The 26,559-nt window shown below is 59.8% G+C and carries 21 protein-coding genes and 1 riboswitch; of the genes, 7 read left to right on the forward strand and 14 right to left on the reverse strand.

Annotated features, from left to right (window positions below; genetic code table 11):
* Window positions 1-147 precede the first annotated feature (147 nt).
* The gene (gene ubiK / locus ACTG2U_RS12860; protein WP_005339429.1) at window positions 148-405 is read left to right on the forward strand and encodes a ubiquinone biosynthesis accessory factor UbiK; all 258 of its coding nucleotides are present in this window, start codon (window positions 148-150) and stop codon (window positions 403-405) included.
* A gap of 54 nt (window positions 406-459) precedes the next feature.
* Here ubiK and ACTG2U_RS12865 read toward each other — a convergent pair whose 3' ends face one another.
* The 6 genes from ACTG2U_RS12865 to trxA all read right to left on the reverse strand — a co-directional run bounded on the left by ACTG2U_RS12865 (window position 460) and on the right by trxA (window position 6,938).
* Window positions 460-1,473 (reverse strand): GGDEF domain-containing protein, encoded by a 1,014-nt coding sequence (locus ACTG2U_RS12865; protein ID WP_167566723.1) that lies wholly within the window; start codon window positions 1,471-1,473, stop codon window positions 460-462.
* A 219-nt stretch (window positions 1,474-1,692) separates the two neighbouring features.
* On the reverse strand, window positions 1,693-2,391 hold the full coding sequence (fre, locus tag ACTG2U_RS12870; RefSeq protein WP_005339423.1) for an NAD(P)H-flavin reductase: 699 nt from the start codon (window positions 2,389-2,391) through the stop codon (window positions 1,693-1,695).
* A 146-nt stretch (window positions 2,392-2,537) separates the two neighbouring features.
* Window positions 2,538-4,007, reverse strand: coding sequence for a 4-hydroxy-3-polyprenylbenzoate decarboxylase (gene ubiD / locus ACTG2U_RS12875; RefSeq protein WP_005339421.1), 1,470 nt, complete (start codon window positions 4,005-4,007; stop codon window positions 2,538-2,540).
* A gap of 33 nt (window positions 4,008-4,040) precedes the next feature.
* Complete coding sequence (locus tag ACTG2U_RS12880) at window positions 4,041-5,033, reverse strand: hypothetical protein (RefSeq protein ID WP_429013524.1); 993 nt, start codon at window positions 5,031-5,033, stop codon at window positions 4,041-4,043.
* A gap of 108 nt (window positions 5,034-5,141) precedes the next feature.
* Window positions 5,142-6,407, reverse strand: a complete 1,266-nt coding sequence (gene rho / locus ACTG2U_RS12885) for a transcription termination factor Rho (RefSeq protein WP_005339417.1) — start codon at window positions 6,405-6,407, stop codon at window positions 5,142-5,144.
* 204 nt (window positions 6,408-6,611) lie between these two features.
* Window positions 6,612-6,938, reverse strand: a complete 327-nt coding sequence (gene trxA, locus ACTG2U_RS12890) for a thioredoxin TrxA (protein ID WP_005339416.1) — start codon at window positions 6,936-6,938, stop codon at window positions 6,612-6,614.
* Between the two features lie 113 nt (window positions 6,939-7,051).
* Between trxA and rhlB the strand changes: the two genes are divergently transcribed.
* From rhlB to ACTG2U_RS12905, 3 genes are read left to right on the forward strand one after another with little or no spacing between them, the layout of a single operon-like run.
* A complete protein-coding gene (rhlB, locus tag ACTG2U_RS12895; protein WP_005339414.1) occupies window positions 7,052-8,341 on the forward strand; it encodes an ATP-dependent RNA helicase RhlB in 1,290 nt (429 codons plus the stop codon).
* Window positions 8,342-8,352: 11 nt separating this feature from the next.
* On the forward strand, window positions 8,353-9,843 hold the full coding sequence (gene gppA / locus ACTG2U_RS12900) for a guanosine-5'-triphosphate,3'-diphosphate diphosphatase (protein ID WP_439974563.1): 1,491 nt from the start codon (window positions 8,353-8,355) through the stop codon (window positions 9,841-9,843).
* A 30-nt stretch (window positions 9,844-9,873) separates the two neighbouring features.
* The gene (locus tag ACTG2U_RS12905; protein ID WP_108613501.1) at window positions 9,874-10,128 is read left to right on the forward strand and encodes a Rho-binding antiterminator; all 255 of its coding nucleotides are present in this window, start codon (window positions 9,874-9,876) and stop codon (window positions 10,126-10,128) included.
* 71 nt (window positions 10,129-10,199) lie between these two features.
* Here the strand turns inward: ACTG2U_RS12905 and ACTG2U_RS12910 are convergent, their stop codons facing one another.
* Window positions 10,200-10,949, reverse strand: coding sequence for a class I SAM-dependent methyltransferase (locus ACTG2U_RS12910; RefSeq protein ID WP_439974564.1), 750 nt, complete (start codon window positions 10,947-10,949; stop codon window positions 10,200-10,202).
* A gap of 70 nt (window positions 10,950-11,019) precedes the next feature.
* Here ACTG2U_RS12910 and ACTG2U_RS12915 point away from each other — a divergent pair, with 70 nt between their 5' ends.
* A complete protein-coding gene (locus tag ACTG2U_RS12915) occupies window positions 11,020-11,760 on the forward strand; it encodes a substrate-binding periplasmic protein (protein ID WP_439974565.1) in 741 nt (246 codons plus the stop codon).
* 5 nt (window positions 11,761-11,765) lie between these two features.
* Here ACTG2U_RS12915 and ACTG2U_RS12920 read toward each other — a convergent pair whose 3' ends face one another.
* Together ACTG2U_RS12920 and prlC are read right to left on the reverse strand one after the other, a co-directional pair.
* On the reverse strand, window positions 11,766-14,312 hold the full coding sequence (locus ACTG2U_RS12920; RefSeq protein WP_439974566.1) for a putative bifunctional diguanylate cyclase/phosphodiesterase: 2,547 nt from the start codon (window positions 14,310-14,312) through the stop codon (window positions 11,766-11,768).
* 204 nt (window positions 14,313-14,516) lie between these two features.
* On the reverse strand, window positions 14,517-16,559 hold the full coding sequence (gene prlC, locus ACTG2U_RS12925) for an oligopeptidase A (RefSeq protein WP_439974567.1): 2,043 nt from the start codon (window positions 16,557-16,559) through the stop codon (window positions 14,517-14,519).
* Between the two features lie 437 nt (window positions 16,560-16,996).
* A riboswitch (cyclic di-GMP riboswitch) is annotated at window positions 16,997-17,082 on the forward strand.
* Between the two features lie 50 nt (window positions 17,083-17,132).
* On the opposite strand from prlC, the gene ACTG2U_RS12930 reads away from it, so the two are divergent.
* Window positions 17,133-19,325 carry an immunoglobulin-like domain-containing protein gene (locus ACTG2U_RS12930; protein ID WP_439974568.1) on the forward strand — a complete coding sequence of 731 codons (2,193 nt, stop codon included), beginning with the start codon at window positions 17,133-17,135 and terminating at the stop codon, window positions 19,323-19,325.
* A 168-nt stretch (window positions 19,326-19,493) separates the two neighbouring features.
* A complete protein-coding gene (locus tag ACTG2U_RS12935) occupies window positions 19,494-23,000 on the forward strand; it encodes a hypothetical protein (protein WP_439974569.1) in 3,507 nt (1,168 codons plus the stop codon).
* An 83-nt stretch (window positions 23,001-23,083) separates the two neighbouring features.
* On the opposite strand, the gene hemB is transcribed toward ACTG2U_RS12935, so the two are convergent.
* The 5 genes from hemB to tatA form a co-directional block, all read right to left on the reverse strand.
* Window positions 23,084-24,100 (reverse strand): porphobilinogen synthase, encoded by a 1,017-nt coding sequence (hemB, locus tag ACTG2U_RS12940; RefSeq protein WP_236357857.1) that lies wholly within the window; start codon window positions 24,098-24,100, stop codon window positions 23,084-23,086.
* 3 nt (window positions 24,101-24,103) lie between these two features.
* Complete coding sequence (locus ACTG2U_RS12945) at window positions 24,104-24,889, reverse strand: TatD family hydrolase (RefSeq protein WP_279486326.1); 786 nt, start codon at window positions 24,887-24,889, stop codon at window positions 24,104-24,106.
* Window positions 24,890-25,077: 188 nt separating this feature from the next.
* A complete protein-coding gene (gene tatC / locus ACTG2U_RS12950) occupies window positions 25,078-25,833 on the reverse strand; it encodes a twin-arginine translocase subunit TatC (RefSeq protein WP_005342401.1) in 756 nt (251 codons plus the stop codon).
* Window positions 25,830-26,294: a Sec-independent protein translocase protein TatB gene (gene tatB / locus ACTG2U_RS12955; RefSeq protein ID WP_005342398.1), complete on the reverse strand. Its 465-nt coding sequence runs from the start codon at window positions 26,292-26,294 to the stop codon at window positions 25,830-25,832. The genes tatC and tatB overlap by 4 nt, the downstream gene beginning before the upstream one ends.
* A 3-nt stretch (window positions 26,295-26,297) precedes the next feature.
* Window positions 26,298-26,549, reverse strand: coding sequence for a Sec-independent protein translocase subunit TatA (gene tatA / locus ACTG2U_RS12960; RefSeq protein WP_005339385.1), 252 nt, complete (start codon window positions 26,547-26,549; stop codon window positions 26,298-26,300).
* Window positions 26,550-26,559 lie beyond the last annotated feature (10 nt).

A 26,559-nucleotide genomic window follows, 5' to 3' on the forward strand; every position in this document is an offset into this window, starting at 1 on the left:
TAACAAAGGGGCGCAAGGGTAGCAGTTGTGGCCCCATCACCAGACCCGACCAGCCAGCGGGCACCATCACGACTAAAAAGCCGCCGCGATCTCGGCAAAGTGAGGGAATTGTCGGTAGAATGTCCGCCAACGCTTAAGGAGGACATCATGATCGACCCGAAGAAACTGGAAGAGATCGCCAAGCAGGTGCACAACTCCCTGCCGCCCGGCATTCGCAGCATGGGTGAAGAGGCCGAGAAGAAGATGCGTCAGGTACTGCAAGCCCAGTTGGGCAAGCTGGATCTGGTCAGCCGCGAAGAGTTCGACGTGCAGACCAAGGTGCTGCTGCGTACCCGTGAAAAACTGGCCGCCCTCGAAAGCAAGCTGGCTCAGCTCGAACAGCAGCTCGGCGCCAAAGGCGAATAACGAAAACCCCAGCTCGGCTGGGGTTTTTGCTTTGTATTGAACCTGTAAAAAACATCACACCTGAAGCAGATACCAGGCCCGCTTGCCGCGTGCCTTGGCCTCATACATGGCACGGTCGGCCACCTCCAATGCCTGCCGGAAGCTCAATGGCTCCTCCTCCCACAGGGCGATGCCGATACTCAGCCCCACCCGTTGCGGGCAACCGGGTTTGGGCACATAGCCGTGCATCCGGCTGATCAGGGCGTCAGCCAGTTGCGCCAGGCCATGGCTCGACACATCCCGGTGCAGATGCACCACAAACTCGTCGCCGCCGTAACGGCCACATAGCGCCGAGCCAGGCATGATAAGGCGCAGCCAGTCCGCCATCTGCTGCAACACCAGATCGCCGCAGGCGTGCCCCAGCTGGTCGTTGATCCCTTTGAAATCATCCAGATCGATAAAGAGCAGCGCCCCCGCTCCTTGCGGCTGCAGCTGGGCAAACGCCTTGCCAAACCCCTGCCGGTTGAGCAAACCGGTCAGCGCGTCACTGTTGGCACGCTCCGCCAGTCGCTGCTCATAAGCCTTGCGCTGGGTGATATCGATATGGGAGCCCATGATCCGCAGCGGCTTGCCATCGCCATCCCGATCGACGACCCGCCCCCTATCCCACAGCCAGGTGACCTCGCCTTGCGGGTTGATGGTGCGGTATTCGGCTTCATAGAAGGGGGTTTTGCCCTCAAGGTGGGCAAAGTAGCTGCCCATGGCATGGGCGCGATCGTCGGGATGGAGCTTGGCGCTCCACTGATCGAAATGAGGGGCCATGTCACCGGCCTGAAAGTTCTGCAGATTGAAGACGCGCAGCTCGCCGGTGGGAATGGTGCCCTGCCAGAGACAGATGCCGGTGCCATCGAGGGCGGCATTGAGCTTCTCCTGCAACAGGCCATTTTCATGCTTCAAAGCGGCGATCTCTGCCTGCAAACGGGCCATTTCACCGCCATGAGGGGACGGGATCAGCGTTGCGACCCGCTCGACAGAGCCGGTCTCACCCCTGTCATCCTCCGCAGATGCCCTGCCCTCTTCACTCAACACTGCGCCTCCTTGTGCTTGCTCTATGGATGCTCTTGTCAATCCCTCACAAAGATGCCATCAGCTACGTTTGATTAGTAGCCATTCATAGTCAAAATATTGAAAAATAATGGGATAACGCCGCGATAATCCAACCATTCGGTACGATCCGGTACTGCGGCTGCCACAAAAACAAAAGCCCCCGGCAAAACCGGGGGCTGCATCATCCAAGCGGGGATCCCGTCAGATAAATTCGTAGGCGTCACCGAAGATGCGCTCAGGCTCGGCGCCGAGGATCTTGAACTCCTCACGCGCGGCACCCGCCATCTCGAAACGGCCGGCGACATAGATGTCGTAGTCGTGGAGACTGACGAAGTCATCCATAATCGCCTTGTGCACCAGCCCGCTCTTGCCAGTCCAGTCAGCCTCCGGCTCCTGCACCACCGGAATAAAGGTGAGCGGCGCATAGTCACGCTCCCACTGCTGCATCTGCTCCAGCTCATAGAGCCAGTGAGCCTGACGCACCCCCCAGTAGAAGAACACCGGACGCTTGCTGCCCGTGTCGATCAGGTACTCCAGAATGGAGCGGGCGTAAGAGAAACCGGTGCCGCCCGCCATCAGGATCAGCGGACGGGGGGATTCATCGCGCAGGAACGCCTTGCCAGCCGGCAATTCAACCTCGATCTCCCCCTGCTCGCGCATGCGGGCCAGTACCTGACCAGCGTAGGCATTTTCGGGAGTGGCACCAATTTGCAGCTCAAGCACGCCCGGGCGGGTCGGCGAGTTGGCGATGGAGAAGGGGCGCTTGTCCGAATCGCTCATCACCACCAGCAGATACTGGCCCGGCTTGAAGCTGATCGCTTGCTGCGGCGTCAGGGCCACATGCCAGATGGTGTCGACATATTCGCGCAGTTCCTCTACGCGGCATTTGATACGTTGCATTCTTGTCCTTGTGGCGGGCTCGCTCGGCCCGCTTCGCTCATTGTTTCACTATGGAGTGACGACCAGCAGCCCTGGCCCCGTCAGTCGAGAATACTCAAATCAGTGCGGATCGCATCACTTTTTGCAGCAAAGCTGTCATGTTTGCTTCATCCGAGGATATTGAGCTCATCCCAGATGGCATCAACCTTCTGCTTCACCGCCTCATCCTGCACTATGGGCTGACCCCACTCCCGATTGGTCTCGCCCGGCCACTTGTTGGTGGCATCCAGCCCCATTTTGGAGCCGAGGCCGGAGACCGGCGAGGCGAAGTCCAGATAGTCGATCGGGGTGTGCTCGATCAAGGTGGTGTCCCGTGCCGGGTCCATCCGGGTGGTGATGGCCCAGATCACATCCTTCCAGTCGCGGGCGTTGACGTCATCGTCACACACCACCACGAACTTGGTGTACATGAATTGGCGCAGGAAGGACCAGACCCCCAGCATCACCCGCTTGGCGTGGCCCGGGTAACGCTTCTTGATGGTCACCACCGCCATCCGGTAGGAGCACCCCTCCGGCGGCAGATAGAAGTCCACAATCTCGGGGAACTGCTTCTGCAGCAGCGGCACAAACACCTCGTTCAGCGCCAGACCCAGCACCGCCGGTTCATCGGGCGGACGGCCGGTGTAGGTGCTGTGATAGATGGCATCGCGCCGTTTGGTGATGTGAGTGATGGTGAAGACCGGGAACTCGTCCACCTCGTTGTAGTAGCCGGTGTGGTCGCCATAAGGGCCTTCCGGCGCCATCTCACCCGGCTCAAGATAGCCTTCCAGCACGATCTCGGCGCTGGCGGGCACCTCCAAATCGCAGCTGATGGCCTTGATCACTTCGGTACGGCTGCCGCGCAGCAGACCGGCAAAGGCATATTCGGAGAGAGTATCCGGCACCGGCGTCACCGCGCCGAGAATGGTCGCCGGATCGGCGCCGAGCGCCACCACCACCGGGAATCGCTCACCGGGATGGGCCTCCTGCCACTCGCGAAAATCGATGGCACCGCCACGATGATCCAGCCAGCGCATGATCAGCTTGTTTTTGGCGATCTTCTGCTGGCGATAGATGCCGAGGTTCTGGCGCTTCTTGTAGGGGCCGCGGGTGATGGTGAGGCCCCAGGTGACCAGCGGCGCCACATCGCCGGGCCAGCAGTGCTGGATAGGGATCTGGTCGAGATCGACCGCATCGCCCTCCTGTACCACCTGCTGGCAGGGGGCAGAAGAGAGGCGCTTGGTCGGCATGTTGAGCACCTGCTTGAAGATCGGCAGCTTCTCCATCAGCTCCTTGAATCCCTTGGGCGGCTCGGGCTCCTTGAGATAGGAGAGCCAGACCCCGACCTGACGCAAGGCGCCCACATCGGGCTGGCCCATGCCCATGGCAACCCGATCCGGGGTACCGAACAGGTTGGTCAGCACCGGCATGGTGTAGCCTTTGGGATTTTCGAACAGCAGAGCCGGGCCACCCGCACGCAGGGTGCGGTCGCTGATCTCGGTCATCTCCAGATAGGGATCTATCTCGCGGGTAATGCGCTTGAGTTGTCCGTTTTGTTCCAGCTGCGCGATGAAATCACGCAAATCCTTGTATTTCATGCAAGTTCCCAACCGGGTTCAGGAGGTCACGCATTATAACCCTGGCTGCCCATCGGGTGTACCCGAATCGGGCAGCAGACTCGGTGCAATGGGTGGCATGTCACGCTGGCCAAGGCGTCTGGCCAGTGCAGAGAGCAGCTGGGGCTCGTCCACCTCCATCAACAGACCGGCCACCAGCGCCCCGTATTGACGGTTGGAGAGTTCCGCCAGCAGGTATTTCTGGGCCTGCGGCGGCAAGGGGGAGAGCGCGCTCAACTGACGCAGGGCGGCCCCCTTCAATCCTTCGTTGCCACTGGCGGCAATCAGCAGATCGCTGGCAGCGCTGCCGTGATGGAAGCGGTTGATGGTAGAGAGTGCACGCAGCGCATCCTGATCTGCCGGCCGCCGCCACAACATGCCATAGAGCGCCGGTTCCCCGGTGCGCTGCAACAGATGAAACAACAGATGATTGTCGGGCAGATAGATATTCTGGCTGGCCAGCGCTTGCGCCTCCCGCATCCAGATCGGTTGCGGCAAGGTGTCGAGGGCCAGCAACAGGGCTTGCTGCTGCATGGCGAGATCGGGGTTACTGCTGTAGTAGATGGACTTTAGCTGGAAGCTGCCCTGGGCAAGCTGCTGCCGATAGTGCTGCACCAGTGATTGCAGTTGCCACTCCCCCAGCAACTGACGGGCGCGAGCGGCAAAATCATAGACAGGTTGCTGCACCAGAAAACCGTCGACCTGCTGCTCCATGAGCCACTCGGGGGCCTTGTCGGCCTGAGCCTCGACCCACTGTTGCAACGCAGGGGATGCAGGGGTGGTCGCGGGAATATCCCGCAGCAGCTGCAACAGCAGGAACTCCCGCCGCTCGCGGCTCAGGGTCGCCAGCAGAGAGTCGATGGCTGCAAATTGCCCCTCGTTCAGACGGCCCGCCAGATAGAGCTGGTGAGTCTGCAACGTCTCGGCTGTCACCGCGACCGGTGCACTCTGCACGCAGGCTGGCATTGCACTCAGCAACCCCAGCAATAACCAGAAAACAGGCTTCATGACGTCTCCATCCATGTGACATCGGGATCTCATACTACTAGGGCGACCGGAAAACAGATAAACAAAAACCGCGACCAGAGCCGCGGTTTCGTCATTTTCTGACCGGACTTACTTCTGCTGGCGCCGCATGGCGTCGAAGAACTCGTCGTTGGTCTTGGTCATCGCCAGCTTGTCAATGAGGAACTCGATACCGTCGATCTCGCCCATCGGGTGGACAATCTTGCGCAGGATCCACATCTTCTGCAGCTCGTCACCTGAGGTGAGCAGCTCTTCTTTACGGGTTCCTGAGCGGGTGATGTCGATGGCCGGGTAGACGCGCTTCTCGGCAATCTTGCGCGAGAGGTGCAGCTCCATGTTGCCGGTACCCTTGAACTCTTCGTAGATAACCTCGTCCATTTTGGAACCGGTATCGATCAGCGCGGTAGCGATGATGGTCAGGCTGCCGCCCTCCTCAACATTACGCGCGGCGCCGAAGAAGCGCTTGGGACGGTGCAGGGCGTTGGCGTCCACACCACCGGTCAGTACCTTGCCGGATGACGGGATGACGGTGTTGTAGGCGCGAGCCAGACGAGTGATGGAGTCCAGCAGGATCACCACATCTTTCTTGTGCTCGACCAGACGCTTGGCCTTCTCGATCACCATTTCGGCAACCTGAACGTGGCGGGAAGCCGGCTCGTCAAAGGTGGAAGCGATCACTTCACCTTTTACCATGCGCTGCATCTCGGTCACTTCTTCCGGACGCTCGTCGATCAGCAGAACGATCAGTTCACAATCCGGGTGGTTGTAGGCGATGCTCTGGGCGATGTTCTGCAGCAGCATGGTCTTACCGGCCTTGGGCGGCGCCACGATCAGGCCACGCTGGCCTTTACCGATGGGGGAAGCCAGATCCAGTACACGGGCGGTGATATCTTCAGTAGAGCCATTACCCCGTTCCATACGCAGACGTTCGTTGGCATGCAGGGGGGTAAGGTTTTCAAACAGGATCTTGTTGCGGGAGTTTTCCGGACGGTCGTAGTTGACCTCATTGACCTTGAGCAGTGCGAAGTAGCGCTCGCCCTCTTTCGGTGGCCGGATCTTGCCGGAGATGGTATCGCCGGTACGCAGGTTGAAGCGGCGGATCTGGCTCGGGGAGACGTAGATATCGTCAGGGCCTGCCAGATAGGAGCCGTCTGCACTGCGCAGGAAGCCGAAACCATCGGTCAGGATTTCCAGCACACCGTCGCCAAAGATATCTTCACCACCCTTGGCGTGCGCCTTGAGGATTGCAAAAATAATATCTTTCTTGTGCGCCCGAGCCAGATTTTCCAACCCCATGGATTCGCCAAGCTTGACCAGCTCGGACACAGGAGTGTTCTTTAATTCAGTCAGATTCATAGTGGTGAAAGTCTGTAAGCAAGGATTGAAATGAGGAGACAGTCTGCTGGATTGATGCTGATCGGATTTGATTGCCAGGCTGTGGTTAGCAAAGAGTCAGGCAAAAAGGTTAGCAAACGAGCGATAAACTAGCACCAATCGGGATGAGCGTCTAGGTGATAAAACACAAGGAGCGCATTATTGCAATGCGCTCCTCTTTAATTATTACAGGTTGCCGTCCAGGAACTCTTTCAGCTGAGTCTTGGACAGTGCACCGACCTTGGTCGCTGCCACTTCGCCATTCTTGAACAGCAAGAGGGTCGGGATACCACGAATGCCGTACTTGGGCGGAGTATCAGAGTTATGGTCGATGTTCAGTTTGGCTACGGTCACGCGACCTTCGTACTCTTGGGCAACTTCTTCCAGGATCGGGGCAATCATCTTGCACGGACCACACCACTCGGCCCAGAAGTCGACCAGAACGGCGCCATCGGCTTTGATTACATCTGCCTCGAAGCTGGCATCGCTCAGCTGAACAATCTTGTCACTCATCTCCAACTCCAGTCAGTAATTAAGGCTTTATTGACATATCAACAAAGGCAATAGTTGCCCTATTTGAAATGATCCTGTTTATTATTGCAAGCCTAACCTGATAACCTACCGCCATGAGCAAAACACACTTAACGACCGACAAATTCGCCCAAATGGGCCTCGAACCCGAAGTTCTGGCTGGTCTGGAATCAAAGGGATTTCACTATTGCACGCCCATCCAGGCACTGTCTCTGCCACTGCTGGTAGAAGGTCATGACCTCGCCGGTCAGGCCCAGACAGGAACCGGCAAGACCATTGCCTTCCTGGCCGCGACATTCAACTATTTGCTGACTCACCCGCTGACCAAGCCCCGTCTGGTTAATCAACCCAGAGCCATCATCATGGCACCCACCCGGGAACTGGCAGTACAGATCTATAACGATGCCGACAGCATCGCTGCTTCTACCGGCCTGAAACTCGGCCTCGCCTACGGTGGCGAAGGTTACGACAAGCAGCTGGCCGTGCTGGAGCAGGGCGTCGACATCCTGATCGGCACCACCGGCCGCATCATCGACTACTTCAAGTCCAAGGTGATCGATCTGAGCAACATTCAGGTCGTGGTACTGGACGAAGCGGATCGCATGTTCGATCTGGGCTTCATCAAGGACATCCGCTTTCTATTCCGCCGCATGCCGCCCGCGACCGAGCGTCTGAGCATGCTGTTCTCCGCAACCCTCTCCCTGCGTGTGCAGGAGCTGGCCTACGAACACATGAACCACCCGGAACATGTGCAGGTTGAGCCGGAGCAGATGACCGGCGTGCGGATCAAGGAGGAGCTGTTCTACCCCTCCAATGAAGACAAGATGTTGCTGCTGCTCTCCCTGATGGAAGAGGAGTGGCCGGAAAAAGCGATCGTCTTCGCCAACACCAAGCACGTCTGTGAAGACGTCCATGCCTGGCTGGAAAACGACGGCCATCGCGTCGGTCTGCTGACCGGTGATGTGCCACAGAAGAAGCGGATGAAGATCCTCGAGGATTTCACCAAGGGTGCGCTCGATATTCTGGTCGCCACCGACGTGGCCGCCCGTGGTCTGCACATCCCTGACGTGACCCACGTCTTCAACTATGACCTGCCCGACGACGCCGAAGACTATGTACACCGTATCGGTCGTACCGGTCGTGCCGGCAAGAGCGGTCACTCCATCAGCCTGGCCTGTGAAGACTATGCCTTCAACCTGCCGGCCATCGAGGAGTACATCCACCACGCCATTCCGGTCAGCAAATATGATCGCGAAGCGCTGCTGGATGACGTGACCCCGCCGAAACGGGTGTTCCGCAACCGTCAGCCGGTGAACCGCAACATGCGGGATCGTCAGGGCGGTGGCAACAGCAACAACCGTCGTCGTCCGCCGCGCAAGAGCTAAGGACAGGCCCGTTGCACAACTCGCCTCTCTATGCCGCCATCGACCTCGGCTCCAACAGCTTTCATATGCTGGTGGTGCGCGAGGTCGCCGGTGCCCTGCGCACCGTCGCCAAGGTCAAGCGCAAGGTTCGCCTCGCAGCCGGGCTCGATCCGGAATTTCGTCTCAGCCGTGCCGCCATGGAGCGAGGCTGGGACTGTTTGCGTCTCTTCTCCGAACAGTTGCAGGACATTCCGGCCGACAACATCCGGGTGGTGGGCACCGCAACCTTGCGGCTTGCCACCAACGTCGACGAGTTCCTCAGCGAAGCGGAACGGGTACTCAACCACAACATCGAGATCATCTCGGGCGAGGAAGAGGCCAAGACCATCTATGAAGGGGTCTCCTGGACCTCTGCCGGGGAAGGCAACCGGCTGGTGATCGACATCGGCGGCGCCAGTACCGAACTGGTGATCGGCGAACATAGCGAAGCAAAACTGCTCAACAGCCTGCACATGGGCTGTGTCACCTGGCTCAACAATCACTTCGGTGATGGCGAGCTCTCCGAAGCCCGTTTCGAGCAGGCGATTGCCGCCGCCAAGGCGGTGCTGGAGAAGGTGGCGGAAGATTACCGCGCCCTCGGCTGGCGCACCTGCGTTGGCGCCTCCGGCACGGTACAGGCGCTGCAAGAGATCATGCTGGCGCAAGGGAAGAGCGAGCGGGTCACCCTGCCGAAGTTGCAGGAGCTGATGGGTCAGGCCATCGCCTGTGGCAAGCTGGACAGACTACAGCTGGAAGGGCTGGCGGCCGAACGGCTGACCGTGTTCCCCTCCGGCCTCGCCATCCTGATCGCCATCTTCGAAACCCTCGATATCGAGAGCATGACCCTCGCGGGTGGCGCCCTGCGCGAAGGACTGATCTACGGTCTGCTTGGCAACAATCACGACTGTGATGCCCGGGATCGCACCGCCGACAGCCTGATCAGCCGCTATCAGCTGGATAAAGAGCACGCCGAACGGGTGCGCGATACCGCTGTCGAGGCGTTCAACCAGCTGCAACCGGCCTGGCGACTCTCGAAACGCTACGGTCGCCCGATCTTGCGTTATGCCGCCCTGCTGCACGAGATCGGCCTCTGTATCGAATACAAGAAGGCACCGCAACACGCCGCCTACATCATCGACAACATCGACATGCCGGGCTTTACTCCTGCGCAAAAGAAGCTGTTGTCGGCCCTGCTGTTCAACCAGCGGGACGAATTCAAGCTGGAACCACTGGAGAAACAGGGTGCCGTCACCGGTCGTCAGGCGATCCGGCTGGCCCGTATCCTGCGCATCGCGCTGATCCTCTGCATGCGCCGTACCCAGGGCACAGTGCCCAGCTTCACCCTGCAGGCAGAAGAGGAGTCACTGACCCTGACCCTGCCCAAGGGCTGGATGGATGAACACTACCTGCGTGCCAGCGAGCTGCGCTTTGAAGTGGAACGCCAGCAGAAGATGGGCTGGCCGACCCGAGTACAGGAAGCCTGACTCAGCAACCTGCCTGTTTTGGAGCCGATCATGCCCGATTATCAACCCATCAGCTGCGATCTCTACGACTGGCTCGAAATTGCTGCCAGCTGGCAACTGCCGGTGACCCTCACCAGCCGCGATGGTCGCCAGCGGGATGACAAGATCCGCACCATCGAAGCCAGCGAAGGGGTCGAGTATCTGCTGCTGCACAGTGGCGAGCGGCTCAGTCTGGCAGAACTGGCGACCCTGCGCCTGAACTGGCAAGGGGAAGAGAAGCTGATCCGCTTCGCGCCAACCAACTGAATCCAATACGAAAAAGGAGGGCCAACATGACGTTGGCCCTCCTTTTTTGCATCCGCAACTCGCACCGACCGTTAACTCGCCGCCAGCGCCGCCATCACATAGACATCGAAGCGGTTGCTCTTGGTCTCGATAGCCATGCTGGGCTTCTGTTCGTTGAGCCAGCCGGCGTAATCCGGCCGCTTCACCACCACCCGTTTCTCAGCCATCTTGAGCGCGGCAGGCAACAAGACATCCGCATCGAGATCCGGCCCTACCAGCGACTGGAACACCCGCATCTCTTTTTTTACCAGCGCCGACTTCTGCTTGTGGGGGAACATGGGGTCGAGGTAGATCACCTCGGGCCGCTCCGGCAGCGCCAGCAGGTTGTCCACCGCCGGGCCGTGCAGCAACTGCATCCGCTCGCTGACCCAGGGGCCAATCTCGGGATCTTGCGCCGCCCGCGCCAACCCGTCCTGCAACAGAGCAGCCACCACGGGGCTGCGTTCGATCAGGGTCACCTTGCAACCAAGGGAGGCGAGCACGAAGGCATCGCGCCCCAGCCCGGCAGTGGCATCCACCACGGTGGGTGTGGCTCCGGCCTTGAGCCCCACCGCCTTGGCAATGGACTGACCGCGACCACCACCAAACTTGCGACGATGTGCCACCGCCCCTTCCACGAAGTCCACATAGACGGCACCCAGCTTGGGCTCGTCCAGCTTGCGCAGTTCCAACCTTTCCGGGGTAAACACCAGGGCAAACTGGGGAAGGTCGAGCTGGGCAAGCTGGCTGGCCAGCGCGTCTGCCTGCGCGGCCTTGGCGGGGTCTTCGAGGAGGATTTGCATGGTCTTTGGATGCGTTCTAAGTTCAGTGAAGCGAGTGTACCACAACCCCCCTCATATCCCGGAGAATCCCATGCAGCTGCTGATAGCCCTGTTGCTTGCCGCCCAGAGCAGCACCAGTCTCAAGGTATGCGGTGTAGACTGGCCCCCCTTCTCCTATGCCGAACAGGGCAACCTGAAAGAGGGCATTTCGGTGGAGATCCATCAAGAGGTGGCGCGCCGCCTTGGCATGAACCTCACCCTGCTTGAACTGCCTTGGGGGCGCTGCGAGCAATATGTCAGCACCCAGCTGGCGGATGGCATTCTCGACAATGCCCCTCTCCCCGGTTGCTATCACTCTGACGTTGCCACCGCCTTCTATCCTCTGGCCGCCTATGTGCGTACCGACAGTCCGTTACAGAACTTCTCGTGGGAGATGGCCAAAGGGCTGAAAGTGGGGATGGTCAGGGGCTATGACTATACCGACAAGATCAGGAACTTCACCGGCTGGGAGCCCATCAAGGTTCACTCCGACAAACAGCTGCTACTGATGCTGGAAAAGAGCCGGGTCGATATGATCATCCTGGACTACTTCTCTGCCCCCATTCTGTCGAGGGAGCAGGACGTCAGGATCCGCGCCCTCACCCCCTTTATCGATTCGACACCGCTCTACCTCTGTTTTGGCAAGCAGAAAGCAGACCTGTTGCCTGCCTACAACAAGGCGCTGCAACAGATGCTGGATGAAGGGGTACTGGATCGCATCTATCTGCGCTATCTCGGCGAGAATTACCGGACACTGCAAACGAAGCAGGCAGAGATGACATCGAAGGAGTAAACCCCCTAACTGATCTGCAGAAACATCCCCTTGTCATTGAGCTGCAGATATTCGGTGAGATCGTCATAGGCCAGCGGGCGGCTGAGCAGATAACCCTGGGTGAAGGCACATCCCTTCTGACAGAGGAAGTTGAGTTGCTCGCGGGTTTCTACCCCCTCGATCACCACCTGCATACCGAGGTTGTGCACTATGTTGATGATGCCGTCGAGCAGCATCCGATCCTGCTCGTTGAAGGGGATATGGCGCACAAAAGAGCGGTCGATCTTGACCAGATCCACCGGGAAAGAGCGCAGATAGTTGAGCGCCGAGTAGCCGGTACCGAAATCATCGATAGCCAGCTTGCAACCCGCCTCGCGCAGGGCATCGATCCGCACCCTGTGCTGATCACTGCTCTCCATCAGCAGAGATTCGGTGATTTCGATGACGATGTCGGCAGGATCGAGCCCGAAGTGCTGGATCACCTTGAGCCACTCGCTCGCCTCGGGGTCGATAGTCTGGAACTCCATGGTGGAGCGGTTGATCGACATCTGCAGATCAGGGAAGCCGGACTGCTGCAACCGCGCCAGATCCCGGCATGATTGCCACAACACCAGCGCACCCAGCCCCTGAATCAACCCCGCCTCTTCCGCCAGCGGGATAAACTCGGCTGGCGACACCTGTCCCCACTGGGGGTGATACCAGCGCACCAGCGCCTCAAGCTTGGCGACCCGACCGCTGCGGTTGTCCCAGATCGGCTGGTAGGCCATGGTTAACTGCTCCAGCTTGATCGCCTCCGCCAGATCCTGTTGCATCTGGTGGCGCTGACGCACCTCTTCCCGCATTGAGGAGCAGTAGGTACCGATCAACCGCCCCTGCCGCTTGGCGGCAAACAACGCTTGTTCGGCGTTTCGCAGCAGCTCGTCACTCTCGCTACCATCGACGGGGCAGAGGGTCATCCCCACGGTTGCCGTAACATAGAGATGCTGGTTGGCCAGCATAAAGGGACGGGTAAAGCTACCGATAACCTGCTTGGCAAACACCTCGGCCTGACGACGGGTGACGATGCCTGGCACCAGAAAGGCGAACTCGTCACCACCGATGCGGGCCACCAGGTCCTCGGTGCGCACCCGGCTCACCAGCCGGTCCGACACCTCCCGCAACAGGGCGTCACCGGCATGGTGATCCATGCTGTTGTTGACCGCCTTGAAGTTGTTGAGGTCGAGCACCATGAGCGCAAAGCGCTCGCCCCGCTCGCAGAAGCGGCTGAGACAGCGACTGAACAGCCAGCGGTTGGGCAGGCTGGTGAGGTTGTCATAGTTGGCCTGTGCGGCGATCTTCTGCTCGGCCAGTTTGGTTTGGGAGAGGTCGCTGAAGATGGCGATGTACTGGCTGATCCTGCCCCCTTCCCGCAGGGTGCTAATCATCAACTGCTGTGGATAGAGCTTGCCATTCTTGCGCTTGTTCCACACCTCACCACGCCATACCCCCACCCGCTCCAGCGCATGGTACATGTCGGCATAGAAGGTCTGATCGTGCAGCCCCGACTTGAGCAGGCTGGGGCGCTGGCCTCGCACCTCGTCACTGCTGTAGCCGGTGATCTGCTCGAAGGCCGGATTGACCGAGATGATGCGGCTATCGGCATCACAGACCAGGATCGCCTCGGAGAGATTGTCATAGACCCGGTGGGAGAGCTTGAGCTGCTCCGCATGGCGCTTGAGAGGATCGATATTCTCCAGCAGCACCATCAGGTAGTCCGGCTGCTGCTGCTTGTCACGGATCAGGGTGACGGTTACCCGCCCCCACAGGATCTGCCCCCCCTTGCAGAAGTAGCGCTTCTCCCGGGTGAAACTGCTGCGCTCGCCACGGCGGATCTCTTCGTAGCAAACGAGGCTGCCCTGCCAATCCTCGGGATGGTTGATGTCGGAGATGGATCGCTGCAGCAACTCGTCGAGGGGATAGCCAAGCATCTGCTCGATGGCCGGGTTGGCCCAGAGGATACGGCCAGCCAGATCCAGCTTACCGATCCCCACCGGAGCCTGGAACAGCATGCTCTGCAATGCATGGGACGGTTCAGGCAGAGGGGGGGGCAGCTGTCGTTGCAGCATCAGCGCCAGCTCACGACCCGCCAACGGAGCCAGCAACCGGAGTAACCCAATCACCTTGCTCATATTGGCCTGCGGCTGACGATAAAGCAGGGCGCAGATACCTATGGTCTCGCCATCTGCATTCCTGAGGACAATCCCGGCATAGGCCTGAGGTTGCCACTCCTGTGCAAGGGGAACGTTGGCAAAGAGCTGAAGCAGACGATCGCTGAACCAGGCTTCCCCCTCCTGCCAGGTAATGGCATCGGGAGAGTCAGCAAGTGGCAGCGTCAGGGTATCGGTGTCAAGAGAGGAGGGATAAGCGGTCTGAACCGTCAGGTGGGTAGCATTTGATTCCCTGCTGGCGATCAGGACGACATCAGCCATCACAGCAGCGGCGATTTCACTCACAAAGGTATCGAAATATCCCTGACCGCTCGAGTGAGCCAGACTGGAGATGATTTGACAGACGGAATCGAGTGCTCGCCTCATGGCAAGTGGCTTTCTCTCCTTGAAGGTTAGAACACGACTCTACTGAAGAGCCGTGGACTGTGCAAATATGCAATCAGCAAGATATTAAAAAGCCTTGAAAAAAGGGACCAAAAGGTCCCTTTTTATCGCAGAAATCACGTCTTGATCTCACTATGGCTCAAAAATGTATCTGCTTGAGGCTCTGTGCAGTCGTGGCCATCAGCCTCATGCGGCAATCCCGCTGTGTCGCAGCAGTGCATCCACCTTGGGCTCACGACCACGGAAGGCTCGGAACAGCTCCATCGGCTCCTTCGAGCCCCCCTTCTCCAGAATATTCTTCAGGAAGGATTGGCCGGTGGCCGGGTTGAAGATCCCCTCCTCCTCGAAGCGGGAGAAGGCATCGGCAGAGAGCACCTCGGCCCACTTGTAGCTGTAGTAGCCCGCCGCATAGCCGCCCGCGAAGATGTGGGAGAAGCTGTGCTGGAAGCGGTTAAACGCCGGCGGCGTCATCACGGCAACCTGGCTGCGAACCTCGTCCAGCAGCGCCGGGATCAGATCCGGTTTGGCCGGGTCAAACTCCTGATGCAGACGGAAGTCGAACAGGGCGAACTCCAGCTGACGCAGCATCTGCATCGCCGCCTGGAAGTTGCGGGCGGTCAGCATCTTCTCCAGCAGATCGGCAGGCAGCGGCTCGCCGTTCTCGTAGTGGCCGGAGATAAAGGCCAGCGCCTCGGACTCCCAGCACCAGTTCTCGAGGAACTGGCTCGGCAGCTCCACCGCATCCCAGGCCACGCCGTTGATACCGGCCACGCCGGCCACGTCGATGCGGGTCAGCATGTGGTGAATGCCGTGGCCAAACTCATGGAACAGGGTGACCACTTCGTTGTGGGTGAACAGCGCAGGCTTGCCATCCACCGGGCCGTTGAAGTTGCAGGTCAGGTAGGCCACCGGTTTTTGCAGCGAGCCATCCTGACGGTAGCGACGACCCAGACAGACATCCATCCAGGCCCCGCCCTGCTTGTGCTCGCGGGCGTAGAGGTCGAGATAGAAGCTGCCGCGCAGCTCGTCGTCGGCATCGAAGATGTCGTAGAAGCGCACGTCCGGGTGCCAGGTGTCGATGCCGAGGCGCTCGCGCACCTTCATGCCAAACACCCGCTTCACCACCTCGAACAGCCCCTTCACCACCTTGCTGGCGGGGAAGTAGGGGCGCAGCTGCTCATCGGAGATGGAGAACTTGTGCTGCTTGAGCTTCTCGGCGTAGTAGGCGAGATCCCAGGCTGCCAGCTCGCTCTGACCATGCTGCTCGGCGACGAAGGCGCGGATCTCCTCCAGCTCGGCCTTGCCTTGCGGCAGGGATTTGGCCGCCAGATCGGTGAGGAAGCTCACCACCTGTTCGGTCTTGTCCGCCATCTTGGTGGCCAGGGAGAGCTCGGCATAGTTGGCGAACCCCAGCAACTGAGCCAGTTCGCGACGCAGGGTGAGCAGCTCGCTCATGATGGCGGAGTTGTCCCACTTGCCCGCATTGGGGCCCTGATCGGAGGCGCGAGTGGTGAAGGCCTCATACATCTCGGCGCGCAGCTCGCGGTTGTCGGCATACATCATCACCGGCAGGTAGGAAGGGATATCCAGCGTGAACAGCCACCCCTCTTTGCCTTTAAGTTCAGCCATCTGACGGGCAGCGGCACGCACGCTGTCGGGCAGACCGGCCAGCTCGGCTTCATCGTCCACCAGCTTGTGCCAGCCCTGGGTTGCGTCCAGCACGTTGTTGCTGAAACGGGAGGCCAGCTCGGAGAGGCGGGCCTGAATTTCGCCGTAACGCTGCTGCGCCTCGGCAGGCAGACCGATGCCGGAGAGGCGGAAGTCACGCAGGGTATTCTGGATCTCCTTGCGCTGGGCGCCGCTCAGCAGCGGGAAATCATCGCTCTGGGAGAGGGCCAGATAGGCCTGATAGAGCCCTTCATGCTGACCAACATAGGTCTGGAATTCGGAGAGCAACGGCAGGCAGGCGTCATGGGCTTCGCGCAGCGCTTCGCTGTTGAGTACGGAGTTGAGGTGGCTGACCGGTGACCAGATCCGTGACAGGCGGTCATTTACCTCTTCCAGCGGGGCAATCAGGCTATCCCAGGTATGGGGATCACGCTGGGCCAGCACATCGCTGATCTTCTGCTTGCAGTCAGCAATCGCCTGAATCACGGCAGGCTGAACCTGCTCCGGCTTGATCTGGCTGAAAGGGGGCAGAGAATCCATTGTCAGCAAAGGGTTATTCATCCCGGTTACCTCTTGTTTGGTCTTGAACAGACCGCTTTAGCAGCTCTGTATGGCTTTCTAACATGTGGCCAAGCCACGCAATAATCAAGCGGGAATCCGCCGCAACCCTGTACTTTTCCAGCCATTGCGACCCGGATCTCTGCCGTTGCTGCAGTTTTGCTATCAACAGCCAGTAACAGAATGAATCTGTGGGCCTTTTTTGGCTCTTACCGCTACTTTCAAGGGGCAAAAAGTCGCCATTTACCGGCGCCACAGCAGCCAGCCAAGTACCGTCATGCCCAATCATGGAAACGGACAAAATGTGGTGAATGTAACAAATTATCAATATTTTTCAGTCAATTAGAATCAAAACCAACTATTGATTAATTTATTTTCAAGCATCTATCATAGGCAACCTGCCATGCAGGTCACTTGATTCTCTGTGCTGCACAGAAATCGGGTGAAAAAGGCAAAGTGACCCGAAAGGGCGCGACGCAAAGCCACCGGTCTAAGGGAAAACACCTATGACAGCGGGGCTGCCCCCGGGGACGTCCGATCACAACCGACGCCCCATTTGCACTGTACGGAGAAACGATGAACAAACTCAAATTATCCCTGCTTGGCTGCCTGCTCGGCATGGGCGCCCCCATGGCATATGCCGCCAGTGCCGGTCAGGCGATGGTCAACCCCCAGTCCGGCGTAGTGGTCGGCTATTGGCACAACTGGTGTGACGGCTCGGGCTACAAGGGCGGTATCGCCCCCTGCGTCAAGCTCGATCAGGTCAACCCGCAATACAACGTGGTCGATGTCTCCTTCATGAAGGTCTATGGCAGCGATCCCATCCCCACTTTCAAACTCGACCCGGCCATCGGCATGAGCGAAAGCCAGTTTATCGAGCAGATCGCCGAGCTGAACCGTCAGGGCCGTGCCGTGCTGCTGGCGCTGGGCGGTGCCGATGCACACATCGAGCTGCGCAAGGGTCAGGAGCAGGCCTTTGCCGACGAGATCATCCGTCTGGTGGAGACCTATGGCTTCGACGGGCTGGATATCGATCTGGAACAGGCCGCCATCACCGCTGCTGACAACCAGACAGTGATCCCGGCGGCCCTGCGTCTGGTCAAGGATCACTACCGCGTCCAGGGGAAAAACTTCCTCATCACCATGGCGCCGGAGTTCCCCTATCTGACCCAGACTGGCGCCTACATCCCCTATATCCGCAATCTGGAAGGCTACTACGACTGGATCAATCCCCAGTTCTACAACCAGGGTGGCGACGGTATCTACATCGATGGGATCGGCTGGATTGCCCAGAACAACGATGCCCTGAAAGAAGAGTTCATCTACTACATGGCGGATTCGCTGAGCAACGGAACCCGCGGCTTCTACAAGATCCCCCATGACAAGCTGGTGTTCGGCATTCCGACCAACATCGACGCCGCCGCCACCGGCTATGTGCAGGATCCGCAGAAGCTCTACAACGCCTTCAACCGCCTGAAGAGCGAGGGGCAACCGCTGCGTGGCGTGATGACCTGGTCCATCAACTGGGACATGGGCCGCAACGCCGCCGGTCAGTCCTACAACGAATCCTTCATAAAGAGCTACGGCCCCTTCATCCACGATCAGGAGATCACGCCCCCGGACGAGAACGGCAAGCCGGTGTTCAGCGGCCTGAGCGATACCCGCATCAAGCAGGGTACCGCCTTTGATCCGCTGGCCAGTGTCAGCGCCAACGACAAGGAAGATGGCGACCTGACTGGCCAGATCCAGGTAGAAGGCTCGGTAGAGAGCCAGCGCATCGGCCTCTACCCCCTCACCTACAAGGTGAGCGATCGCGACAACAACGTCACCGAGCAGGTACGTACCATCGAGGTCTACAGCATGAAGCCGGTGTTCAGCGGCGTCACCGACACCACGCTGGAACTGGGTACCGCTTTCGATCCGATGACCAGCGTCAGCGCCCATGATGAAGAAGATGGCGACCTGACCGCCCAAATCAAGGTCAGCGGCAACGTCGACAGCAGCAAGGTCGGCCGCTACACCCTCACCTATCAGGTGAGCGACAGCGCCGGTCAGCAGGTAACCCAGCAGCGCAACGTGACCGTCAGGGAGCAAGGCGCCGTCTGTGAAAACAGCTGGGATGCCAAGAAGGTCTACGTGGGCGGCGACATCGTCAGCCACAACGGCAAGAACTGGCTGGCAGGCTGGTGGACCCAGAACGAAGAGCCGGGTACCACGGGTGACTGGGGCGTCTGGCGCGTACAGGGCGACAGCGACTGCGGCGGCACAACGCCACCCGTCGAAGGCAGCAGCGACTTCACCGTCAGCGCCATGGCGAGCGAGTACACCATAGTCAACGGTCAGGTCAGCATCCGCTTCAACCTGACCACCGCCAACCCGGTGCAGATCACCGCAACTCTTGAGCAGAGCGGCCGCAGCCACGGTACCACCAGCAGCCAGGTGAACGGCACCAGCACCCTGGTACTGCAGGGCAGCAATGTGACCGACGGTAGCTACGACGTGGTCATCACCGGTCTGGCTGACGGCCAGCAGCCGGTGGTGCAACGCTTCCCGGTCACCCTGACCGAAGAGAGCGACAACGGCGGCAGCGATGGCGACTACCCGGCCTATGCCCCCAACACCGGCTATCAAGCCGGTGATCGGGTCAGCAATGCCGGTGGCAACTACGAGTGCAAACCCTGGCCGTACAGCGGCTGGTGTGGCGGCTCGACCAGCCACTATGCGCCGGGTACCGGCAGCGCCTGGAGCGATGCCTGGATCAAGCTCTGACCTTGCCCCAACCACTAACGGGGGCCGACAGGCCCCCGCCCATATCCTGCCCGTCGGCCACGCTGCCGATGGGCTGGATGCACTGACCCGGACGGGTTAGCCCTTCTCTTTTACATGCTTGCCAACCACCAAAAAACATCCAACAACAACCAAGATAAGGAAATCACCATGCCAAGAACCACCAAGCTTGCCACCCTGCTCGGACTGCTGCTGTCGGCCCATGTCGTGGCCGATGAGCGCGAACAAGCCTATTTCAAACAAACCTATCAGGAGCACTACGAGCAGATGACGGCGCGTCTCGCCGCGCTGCATCAGAGTGCGGCTGACGAGCAGAACGTGATCATCAAGGATGGCAAGCGCCACCTTGCCATCAACGGCCTGCTCTACCCGCTGACGGCGGATAACCACATCCTGTTCGATCTGCCCAAACCCCACTTTTTCGACGAAACAGCCATTCGTAACGTCTTTGATTTCTTCGATGAGGAGTGGGAGCTGACCTGGTACGACGGTGGGGTCGTAGCGGTCAACAAGCGCTTTGGCAACTATGACTACGGCAACGGCTGTCTGCTGGAGTACTTCCCCCACGGCCAGATCCAGAATGGCGAACGCACCCGGGTGGTGATGGAGACCAGCTCCTGCAGTGTCAACTCGTTTGCCACCTCGCTGCAATATCTGGACAAAGGCGAGGAGCTGGCGGCCGACCAGCTGGGGCTGGACGCCAGCCTGATCACGGCGGTCGAGCGCTATCAGGATCGGCTCTATGTCAGCCAGAACGGCAATCCGGGCCATGTGGCCATTATCGATATCCCGAGCCGCCAGCAGATTGGCGAGATCCGCGGCACCGAAACCGGCAATGCCACGGCCTACAACCAGGTCAGCGAACTGTTTGTCCGCAACAACCTGCTCTACGTGGTCTCGCGCTACTCGCACCGGGTCGATATCTTCGATCTGGCCGATGAACATCGCCATGTCACCACCCTGGGAACCGGTCGGGATTCCGGCAGCAACAGCCTGCACCGCGCCCAGGCCGTCTTTGCCAATCAGGATTACGTGCTGGTGGCCGATGCGCTGAGCGAGATCAAGGTCTACCGCCAGCAGGATGTGACGCCGGAGAACAGCCTCAAAACCCCCATCGCCGGTCGGCTCGCCTTTGAAGGAAAATACAGCCACCGTCTGGTGCAACTCCATCAGGTGGGTGACTATCTCCTGGCCCACACCGCCGGCAAAAACTACTACATCTATGACCTGCGCAAACTGGCTGATGCCATCGCCAGCAACACCCCGCTGGCGCCTGAGCAGGTGATCGCCGACAGCAATCTGCAAAAAATCGACATGGATGGCGATCGGCTGGTGGTGAACTTCAAGGACCGCATCGAGTGGCATGATGCCGATACCCTGATCGCCAACGACTTTCAGTTCAAGAACCCGACCTTTACTGTCCGGGAGATCAACCAGCAGCCCGTGGCGGCGCTGAAAGATCTCCAGCTGGCGGGCTCGGCGCTTGTCACCGCCAACGAACGCGGCCTGGGTTTCAACCAGCTGCTGAGCAAGGAGATCAGCTTCACGGCCGACGAGCAGTTGCCGGCTCGCCCGCTGATCTTCGATCAGCTGATGCCGGCCACAGTCAGCTACATACTGCGCAATGACGAACCCTACGAGGTGCTGATCGATCGCGCCCAGCGTTCGGTCAACATCAATTCGCTGGTCAAGACCGAGCTGCTTGATAACGACACGGTGCGCATCACCAACTATGCCGCCAGAGAGCTGCATGACATCAATATCGAGTCACGCCTGAACGGTATCAACAAGTGGCTGATCCTGGGCCAGCTCGATCGCCTGCCCGCCTATGCCCAAATCACCCTGCCACTGAGCGCCTTTGGCGAGCAGGGACGCTTCAACAGCGCCAGCCGCGATGGCGTGTTTGATCTCAACAACCTGCTCGACAACAGCATCAATCTGCCCGCCCAGTTCGAGCACAGGTTCAGCTCCAACTCGGATCCGTTTGCCCAGAAGCTGGCACGCCTCAAGCCAAGCTGGAACGTGCGCTTCGCCACCAACACCAGCGGCTCCTGGCGCCCCATCAATGCCCTCTACGCCCGCGAGTGGCTGATCATCGCCACCAACCTGGCCTACATGGTCTCGACCGAGGAGTTCAAACACGTCTGGTACAACTTCAAGGCGGTGAACGGCTACGAGATGTTCGGCAATGGCGGCAACAGCTATGTGCCAAACGGGATCTTTACGGCAGCCGATTATGACTACTACTACCACAGCCTGATGAAGCGCCCCTACCTCAACCTGGGGATCACCGCCATGGGGGGCGGGCTGGGGAGTGGTGGCATCACCGGGGTCGATACCTTTAACTTTGTCAGCCACTACTACGGCGGCTGGGGCATCATTGCCCACGAATTTGGCCACGGCTTCGATGGGAAGTCCTACAGCCATGAGAGCGCGTTTGCCCGTGGCAGCCACGGCTGGCATCCCCTGATGACGGGCATGGCCAACTACCATATCCGCAAGGGCGACCTGCCCTATCTGGACGATGATCTCAACGGCTTCCACAAGCCGGAAAACGACATCTATCGCTACAACTCGGTCAGCCAGGGGGCTCGCAAGCACCGCGCTGATAGCCACATGTACTATACCGACCACTACTTCATGCAATTCTCCACCATGCCGCAAGGCTGGGTAGCCAACGGCAGCGACTTCAGTGCCGGGCAGCTGGCGGCCCTGAACAATCAGGAGCGACTGCTGATGGGCTGGATCCCCAAGGAGTCGGAGAAAGGCAATCTCTGCCGGTTCACCTTCCAGGATGGCGAACAGTACTACGGCTACGTCGAACAGCGGGCTGATGGTCTGCTCTGTGATGCCGGATCCCTGATCCGTTATCGTCAGCCCGATGGCCAGTTTGTGCCGCTGGTCTCGGCCATCAACCAGTTTGACTGGCTGTCACTCCACCACAAGGGCAAGCTGGATCAGCCAGTGCTGCACCAGAATGGTCGCCAGCTCTGCTACAAGAATGTGGCGGGCTTTTACGGTATCGGCTTCGTCAATGACAACAAACAGTGCACCCAGTTGCCCAACGTCTATCAGACCAATGGCAAGCACTGGCTGACCAGCTCCGGCTGGACCGGTCTGACCTACCTGAGCGGAGACTTCATCCTGCCCACTACCGGTAGCAGCAGTGACTTCACCGTCACCGACCTGGCGTCTGAATATTCCATCGTTAACGGCGCGCTCAATCTGGGCCTGACGCTGACCACCGCCAACCCGGTGACCATCACCGCGACCCTGTTGCAGGATGGCAATCCGGTCGCCACCGGCAGCGCCCTGATCGATGGTCAGGGCTCCCTGCAGCTGACGCAGCCGGGCCTTGCGGCCGGCAGTTACGAGCTGTTGCTGGCGGGCATGGCTGAGGGGAGCAAGCAGGGCTTCGAGCACCGCTTCACCCTGGCATTGGTGGAACAGGCTCCGGGTGGTGACAGTGACGGTGGTAACGGCAGCTACCCGGCCTATGTTGCGGGCACCGCTTATCAGAGTGGCGAACGGGTCAGCAATGCCGGTGGCGACTACGAGTGCAAACCCTGGCCCTATAGTGGCTGGTGTGGCGGCTCGACCAGCCACTATGAACCGGGTACCGGCAGCCACTGGAGCGATGCCTGGACCAAGCTGTAATCATCCGCTCGTGACCAAAAGAGAGCCATAACGATAGAGGGGGAGCCATCGGCTCCCCCTCTCGTTTATCTCTTCAACCCGGCTTAACGGGCATCTTCCTTCAGCCACTGTGCTACGCGCTTGGCGAAGTAGGTGAGGATGCCATCGGCACCGGCCCGCTTGAAGCAGAGCAGGGACTCCATGATGGTCTCCTTCTCTTTCAGCCAGCCGTTCTGGATCGCCGCCATGTGCATGGCGTACTCGCCGCTGACCTGATAGGCGAAAGTCGGCACGCCGAACTGATCCTTCACCTGACGAACCACGTCCAGATAGGGCATGCCCGGCTTGACCATCACGCTGTCGGCCCCTTCCTGAATATCCAGCGCCACTTCGTGCAGGGCTTCGTTACTGTTGGCCGGATCCATCTGATAGGTGGCCTTGTTGCTCTTGCCGAGGTTGCCGGCAGAGCCGACCGCATCGCGGAACGGGCCGTAGTAGCAGGAGGCGTACTTGGCGGAGTAGGCCATGATCTGGGTGTTGATGAAGCCATTCTCTTCCAGCGCCGCGCGGATGGCGCCGATGCGACCATCCATCATATCGGACGGCGCGACTATATCGACCCCGGCCTCGGCATGGGAGAGCGCCTGCTTGATCAGGATCTCGGTGGTGATGTCGTTCAGCACATAGCCTTCGTCATCGATGATGCCGTCCTGACCGTGGGTGGTGAACGGATCGAGCGCCACGTCGGTGATGACCCCCAGCTCCGGGAAGCGAGCCTTGAGGGCGCGCACGGTGCGCTGGGCCAGCCCGTTCGGGTTGTAGGCCTCTTCCGCCAGCAGGCTCTTGCTCTCCAGTGGAGTGACCGGGAACAGGGCAATAGCAGGTACGCCCAGCTCCACCAGCTCGGCGGCCTCTTCCAGCAGCAGATCGATGGAGAGGCGCTCCACCCCCGGCATGGAGGGAACGGCTTCACGGCGGTTCTCCCCTTCCAGCACAAACACCGGATAGATGAGATCGTTGACGGTCAGTACGTTCTCGCGCACCAGACGACGGCTGAAATCATGTTTGCGCAGACGGCGCAGGCGGCGGCCCGGAAAGGCGCCCGGAAGAGTTGTAGCCATGAATCACTCCTGGAGAGGAAGTTGGAAGAACGCGGCGGAGGTGGCCCGGGTATGGGCCAGCAAGGCCTCGGGCGCTTCACCACGACAGGCCGCCACCACCTGGGCGATGTGCGGCAAAAAAGCGGGTTCGTTGCGTTTCGGGCGCGGTTTCAGATCCCGCGGCACCAGATAGGGGGCATCGGTCTCGATCATCAGCCGACCGGCAGGAATGCGGGCCACCTGCTCGCGCAGCAGCTGGCCACGGCGCTCATCGCAGAGCCAGCCAGTCACCCCGATATGCAGCCCCAGCGCCAGACACTCGTCCAGCTCCTCATCACAGCCTGTGAAGCAGTGCAGCACGGCTCCCGGTAGTTTCGGCAACCAGGGACGGAGGATCTCGATAAAACGGGCGTGGGCATCGCGGCAGTGGAGAAACACCGGCATCCCGAGCTCGGCGGCCAGTGCCAGCTGGGCGTCGAATACCGCATCCTGCACCGGGCGGGGGGAGAAATCACGGTTGTAGTCGAGGCCGCACTCGCCAATAGCCACCACCTGCGGCAAGGCTGCCAGCTCGCGCAAGGCGGGCAGGGTCGCCTCATCGACACTCTTGGCATCGTGAGGGTGTACCCCGGCGGTGGAGAAGCAGTAGCCCGGCCAGCGGGCGGCCAACCCGGCGCTCTCGCGGCTGCCAGCCAGATCGGTACCGGTGAGGATCAGCGCTTCCACTCCGGCGGCGCGGGCACGGGCCACCAGCTCAGCCTGCTCGCCGGCAAACTGGCTGCTGGTCAGGTTTAAACCGATATCGATCATGGGATGAGACGTTCCGAACAAAAGGAATACATATCAGGTATTTGAAAACCATCTACCGAATGGGGTCTTACCATACGCCTCGAACGGGAGCATGAAAAGAGGAAGGGAGCCTCAGCTCCCCTCGTTCTGCCATTCCTGCGGACTTCGTCATCCTCTCGCCGTCCGGCAAACAGGTGACGAACAGAGCCTCAGCTCTCCACATCCGGTTGTTCCTGTTGCTCTTCATCCTCTTTCTTCACGTAGAAGCGGGCGAAGAACAGACCTATCTCCCACAGCGCCCACATCGGGATGGCGAGCAGGGTCTGGGAGAAGACATCAGGCGGCGTCAGCAGCATGCCGACCACAAACACCCCGACAACAACGTAGGGACGTTTCTCCTTCAGATTTTGCGGTGTGGTCACGCCGGTCCAGCAGAGCAGTATGGTGGCCACCGGAATTTCGAACGCCACCCCGAATGCGAAAAACAGGGTCAGTACGAAGTCCAGATAGCTGGCGATGTCGGTCGCCACCGTCACCCCGGCGGGTGCGGTACTGGTGAAGAAACCGAACACCAGCGGGAACACCACGTAGTAGGCGAACGCCATCCCCGCATAGAACAGCAGGGCGCTGGAGACCACCAACGGCATGATCAGGCGCCGCTCATGCTGGTACAGACCGGGGGCGATAAAGGCCCAGGCCTGATAGAGCAGATAGGGGATCGCCACGAAGAAGGAGACCACCAGGGTCAGCTTGATCGGCGTCAGGAAGGGGGTCGCCACATCCGTCGCTATCATGCTGGTCCCTTCCGGCAGCTGGCTGAGCAGCGGCTGGGCCACGAAGTCGTAGATGTTGTTGGAGAAGTAGATTAGCGCCAGAAACACCACGAGGATGGCGGTAATGGAGCGCAGCAAGCGGGTTCTCAACTCAACCAGATGGCTGATCAGGGGTTGTTCGGCCTGACTCATGGCTTCACCTCCCCTTTTACTGCGGAGTCGCTGACCGGCACCGGCTCACTCTCCCGCTGGCTATTGACCGGAGGCACGTCGTGGCTCAGCTGCACCGCAGGCTCAACCGGCGTGGCAGGCTCAGCCTGGGCGACCGGCTCGGGGCGCGGCGGACGGATCTCGTTCTCCACCTGATAGGGGCGATTGACCGACTGGGCCGCCGCTTTGAGCTGTTCGATGGACTCCTGCAGCTCGGGGCTCAGGTTGCTCATCTGCAACTGTTCGGCCTTCTTGAGGTCGTTATGCAGCTCTTGCAACTTGAGCTCCTGCTCCAGCTCGGACTTGACCGAGTTCGCGGTCGAACGAATGAGGCGGATCCAGTGGGTAGCCGTGCGGATGGCAACCGGCAGCCGCTCGGGCCCCAGTACCACCAGTGCTACCACACCGATAACGACCAGCTCCCAAAAACCGATATCGAACATGGCTTAGGCCTGGTCTTTGTCTTTCTGCTTGGCGGTCTCACTGCTCTGAGTGGCCGCTTCGTTCAGCTGTTTCGGGGGAAACTCGGCATCTTTCTGCTCGGCCTTGGCATCAGCCGGCTCGTCGGAGAGGGCTTTCTTGAACCCTTTGACCGCCGCGCCCAGATCACCGCCAATGCCGCGCAGTTTCTTGGTACCGAACAGCAGCACCACGATGACTGCAATGATCAACAATTGCCAAATACTGATACCACCCATGATTTTCTCT

The organism is Aeromonas sp. 95A, assembly GCF_051919235.1.
Lineage (GTDB): Bacteria > Pseudomonadota > Gammaproteobacteria > Enterobacterales > Aeromonadaceae > Aeromonas > Aeromonas veronii.